5 protein-coding genes and 1 pseudogene are annotated in these 4,374 nt (G+C 61.4%); 1 reads left to right on the top strand and 5 read right to left on the bottom strand.

Annotation, left to right across the window (positions count from 1 at the left end):
- Positions 1-258, bottom strand: a pseudogene (locus tag EN780_RS28350) (GNAT family N-acetyltransferase); the annotation flags it as partial.
- A 4-nt stretch (positions 259-262) separates the two neighbouring features.
- Positions 263-1,762 (bottom strand): Asp-tRNA(Asn)/Glu-tRNA(Gln) amidotransferase subunit GatB, encoded by a 1,500-nt coding sequence (gene gatB / locus EN780_RS28345; protein WP_127286789.1) that lies wholly within the window; start codon positions 1,760-1,762, stop codon positions 263-265.
- 282 nt (positions 1,763-2,044) lie between these two features.
- On the opposite strand from gatB, the gene EN780_RS28335 reads away from it, so the two are divergent.
- On the top strand, positions 2,045-2,302 hold the full coding sequence (locus EN780_RS28335; protein ID WP_127286790.1) for a YjhX family toxin: 258 nt from the start codon (positions 2,045-2,047) through the stop codon (positions 2,300-2,302).
- 60 nt (positions 2,303-2,362) lie between these two features.
- On the opposite strand, the gene EN780_RS28330 is transcribed toward EN780_RS28335, so the two are convergent.
- The 3 genes from EN780_RS28330 to EN780_RS28320 form a co-directional block, all read right to left on the bottom strand.
- Complete coding sequence (locus tag EN780_RS28330; RefSeq protein WP_126054363.1) at positions 2,363-2,794, bottom strand: CBS domain-containing protein; 432 nt, start codon at positions 2,792-2,794, stop codon at positions 2,363-2,365.
- Between the two features lie 146 nt (positions 2,795-2,940).
- A complete protein-coding gene (locus EN780_RS28325; protein WP_127286791.1) occupies positions 2,941-3,765 on the bottom strand; it encodes an SDR family NAD(P)-dependent oxidoreductase in 825 nt (274 codons plus the stop codon).
- Positions 3,766-3,963: 198 nt separating this feature from the next.
- A partial coding sequence (locus EN780_RS28320) for a rhomboid family intramembrane serine protease (protein ID WP_133372747.1) occupies positions 3,964-4,374 on the bottom strand: 411 nt, incomplete at its 5' end.

Genomic DNA, 4,374 nt, shown 5'->3' with positions numbered 1-4,374 from the left:
GTGCAGGAGGACAATCTTCGGGTCGGTGGTGGCGGCGGCGAAAGCCATGCCGCCGAGCCGCTTGCCGTCGTCGGCGACCAGGAATTCGGAGTTCGGCCGCGTCAGCCGCGCCTTCAGCGAGGCGATCGAATGCCAGTCGTCGGTGATCGCCGTCACCCTTTCGACGCCATAGATGGCGTCATAGGTCGCGTGCCACGTCTCGACCAGCAGCGCGCGGATCGCAACAAGATCGCGCTCGCTGGCGGTACGGACGAACATCGCTTTATTCGATGCCGAGCTTGGCCTTGACCAGGTCGTTGACGGCCTGCGGATTGGCCTTGCCGCCGGTCGCCTTCATCACCTGGCCGACGAACCAGCCGGCCATGGTCGGCTTGGCGCGCGCCTGCTCAACCTTGTCCGGATTGGCGGCGATCACCTCATCCACCGCCTTCTCGATGGCGCCGGTGTCGGTGACCTGCTTCATGCCGCGGCTTTCGACGAGCGCGCGCGGATCGCCGCCCTCGTTCCAGACGATCTCGAACAGGTCCTTGGCGATCTTGCCGGAGATCGTGCCTTCCTTGATCAGGTCGAGGACGGCGCCGAGCTGCTCGGGCGAAACCGGAGCGTTTTCGATGTCTTTGCCGGCCTTGTTGAGGGCGCCGAGCAGATCGTTGATGACCCAGTTGGCGGCGAGTTTGCCATCGCGCCCGGCAGCCACCTTCTCGAAATAGTCGGCGATCGGCTTTTCCGACACCAGGATCGAGGCGTCGTAGGTCGACAGGCCGAGCGCCGCTATCAGCCTTGCCTTCTTGTCGTCCGGCAGTTCCGGCAGGTCCTTGGCCAGCGCGTCGACATAGGCCTGGTCGAATACAAGTGGCAGAAGATCCGGGTCGGGGAAATAGCGGTAGTCATGCGCCTCTTCCTTGGAGCGCATCGAACGCGTCTCGCCCTTGTTGGGGTCGAACAGCCGCGTTTCCTGATCGATCTTGCCGCCATCCTCGAGGACGGCGATCTGTCGGCGCGCCTCGTATTCGATGGCCTGGCCGATGAAGCGGATCGAGTTGACGTTCTTGATCTCGCAGCGCGTGCCGAAGTCGCCGCCCGGCTTGCGCACCGAGACGTTGACGTCGGCGCGCAGCGAGCCTTCGTCCATGTTGCCGTCGCAGGTGCCGAGATAACGCACGATGGTGCGCAACTTGGTCACATAGGCCTTGGCCTCGTCGGCCGAGCGCATGTCGGGCTTGGAGACGATCTCCATCAGCGCCACGCCGGAACGGTTGAGATCGACATAGGACATGGTCGGATGCTGGTCGTGCATCGACTTGCCGGCATCCTGCTCCAGATGCAGCCGCTCGATGCCGACCTCGATGTCCTCGAACTCGCCCTGCCGGTCCGGGCCAACCGAGACGATGACCTTGCCCTCACCGACGATCGGCTGCTTGAACTGCGAAATCTGGTAGCCCTGCGGCAGGTCCGGATAGAAATAGTTCTTCCGGTCGAAGACCGACTTGTGATTGATCTCGGCCTTCAGGCCGAGGCCGGTGCGGATTGCCTGCTTGACGCATTCCTCATTGATGACGGGCAGCATGCCGGGCATCGCCGCGTCGACCAGGCTGACATTGGCATTGGGCGCCGCGCCGAAAGAGGTCGCCGCCCCGGAGAACAGCTTGGCCTCCGAGGTGACCTGGGCATGCACTTCGAGGCCGATGATGACTTCCCAGTCGCCGGTGGCGCCGGGGATCAGGCGTTTTGCGTCGGGCGTGCGGGTATCGATGATGCTCATGGTGGCCTGCGCTTCTGGCTCGCGAGATTTGCGATTTTCGCGAATTTGGGTGTTGGCCTTCGCTAGTGCAATCCGCTCCATCAGACAAGCGCAAAGCCCGCTTGCTGGCCTTTTCGGCCGCCTTCGCTTATAGGACGTCCATCCAATGGAGAGTGGATGTCCACTTACGCTCAGTCCCGGTAAGGCCCTGACCTCGTAGCGAGGCAGGGCGACAAAACCTGAAACCCCGTGCCGCGAAATCCCGCGGCGGCGGCTTTTGTTGTTTTCCCGGGAATTCTCCAGATGGACATTTCGCGCATTGAACAGCGCATCCTGCACCTGCTCGCGCAGGGCGGGCGCATCGAAATGGAAAAGAATGCCAGTAAGAAGATCGCTTCGGTCCAATGCCTGACCCGCGACGGCTGGCGCTACCCAGGCGTCGATCTCGAGCTCTTTCGAAAACTGAGACGGAAGAAGGCGGTGTCCTCGTCGGGTGGCGGCCCCTACCGCATCACCCGGCGCGGGCTCGAACTCGTACGCGCCGAACTCGACAACAGATAGAGGCGTTCGCGCCTCAACTTCCGCCGACCGGCAGCGGCCGGCGGATCGTCTGTGCGTCCGCTAGGCGGTGGCGATATAGGCCCTGATCTCCTCGGCCTCGCGCTCGACATCCTCGATGCGACGCTTGACGACGTCGCCGATCGACACGATGCCATAGAGCAGGCCGTCCTTTTCCACCGGCAGATGGCGGAAGCGGCCCTTGGTCATGATCTCCATCACCTCGTTGACGGTGTGGTTCTCGTTGCAGATCTTCACCTTCGGCGTCATCGCCGAACGCACCGCAATATCGAGCGCCGCAGCACCTTCCTTGGCCAGCACGCGCACGATATCGCGCTCGGAGAGGATGCCGACGATCTTGTGGTCGCCATTGGTGATGACCAGCGCGCCGATCCTGTGTTCGGTCAGGATGCGAATGGCCTCGCTCAGCTTTTCGTTCGGCCCGAGCGTCAACACGTCATGGCCCTTCTTCTCGAGAATTGCCTTAACAGTCATGGCGTCCTCCTCAGCTTTTGCTGCCGGTTCCTGCCCTGACCGGCATTCACGTTCCGGTGAACATGGTGCGCCGTGATTGTTTGCATTTCAAGTGCGGCGCGGCCTGTCTGGCCTGCCGCGTCGCGGCAGTCCGACGGATCGCTATCTCAGTAGGATTTCTTCATCGGCCGAATGCTGATCTCCGTTACCTCGGCGGTCCACGGGAGCGTAAGTGAATCAATCACGATTGCGGCGACATCCTCCGGTTGGAGTAGCAGATCTGGCTCGAAAGCTCGTCCCTCGTTCACACATAAATTTTCGGTTCTGGTCGTCGCTGTGCGGCCCGGAAATACGCTGAGAACGCGCACATCGTCCCCATTGACCTCCTGCCTGAGGGTGTCGGCAATGGATTTGAGCGCATGTTGGGTAGCCGCGAAATGGCCTCGTCCTGCTGCGCAAGTCAGCCCCGCGCTTGAGTTGATGAAGACAATTTGACCTCTGGGTCGCCTAAGGAGAGGCAGCGCTTTCTGTGTAAGGACCAGAGGCCCACGCACATTGGCGGCATATTGCAAATCGATCTGCTTCGCAGCGGCCTCTTCCAATTTTCCGTGACTTATGATTCCAGCGCAGTGAACCAGTATGTCAAGGCGGCCGAATGCCCGATCAATACAACGACACAATTGTTTGATCGCTGTTTCATCAGTTAGATCGCATATCCTGATATTGACTTGTTGCCCAAACGGCCTGCAGAGATCGGCTGTGCAATTTAGTCGACTTTCGTCTCGACCCACTAGACATAAACGCGCCCCAGCCATTGCCAGGGCCAAGGAAATGCATCTGCCAATCCCGCCGCTTGCTCCGGCGACCAGGGCGCACTGCTGATAGAGTTTCTTGCTGAACAAAGGGCTCGCAGGATCCTTGGCCTGCGTATCGGGGCCAACATCGCCTGCGATGGCGGCCTCGGCTTTCCCGAGATTGTTGGATTTGGACATCGTCCTAGCTTCCTTTCCACAATGTATGCGTGTGGCGGAGCGCGATGCAAGATGACGAAAAGGTGTAAAGTGGTGGTAAGCCAACGTTCCAAAGCATTAGAATGATGGAGAGATTCCAATAAATAGGCTTCGAAGGGATGCAATCGGAGCAAGAATGGCGCTCGGAAACCTCACGTCTTGGCCCGCAGCAGGGATCGCTCAGGGCGTCCGGTCGCGGCGGTCGAAAACGCGCACCCCGAAAAAGCCGGCGACGAAGCCGCCAATATGGGCCTCCCAGGCGATCTGGCCGTCGATGCCGGGAGCAAAGCCGACAAGTCCGGTGACGAGGTTGATGACCATCCAGACGCCAAGAAAAGTCATGACGCCGCGCGAGCGCAGCACCGCGCCGATCGGCAGCGGCGCTCCGGCGAAGGCCGCATGGCCGGACGAGCGATCGACACGGAAGCCGTAGCGCGCGGCCGCTCCCATCATGCCCGAGATCGCCCCCGACGCGCCGACCAGCGGCGTCTGCTCGAGCGGATGCAAGGCAAAGAACAACGCAACCGCCGCAAGCCCGGTCGCCCCGAAGAACAGCGCGAAGCGAAGCGCGCCGTAGCGGTTCGCCAACGG

The organism is Mesorhizobium sp. M4B.F.Ca.ET.089.01.1.1 (assembly GCF_004022605.1).
Taxonomy (GTDB): Bacteria; Pseudomonadota; Alphaproteobacteria; order Rhizobiales; family Rhizobiaceae; genus Mesorhizobium; species Mesorhizobium abyssinicae.
This window is presented reverse-complemented; position numbering and strand designations above follow the sequence as displayed.

Bases quoted from the DNA above. Each gene is read 5' to 3' on its own strand.
- gatB (WP_127286789.1), bottom strand. From the start codon at position 1,762: ATGAGCATCATCGATACCCGCACGCCCGACGCAAAACGCCTGATCCCC.
- EN780_RS28335 (WP_127286790.1), top strand. From the start codon at position 2,045: ATGGACATTTCGCGCATTGAACAGCGCATCCTGCACCTGCTCGCGCAG.
- EN780_RS28330 (WP_126054363.1), bottom strand. From the start codon at position 2,794: ATGACTGTTAAGGCAATTCTCGAGAAGAAGGGCCATGACGTGTTGACG.
- EN780_RS28325 (WP_127286791.1), bottom strand. From the start codon at position 3,765: ATGTCCAAATCCAACAATCTCGGGAAAGCCGAGGCCGCCATCGCAGGC.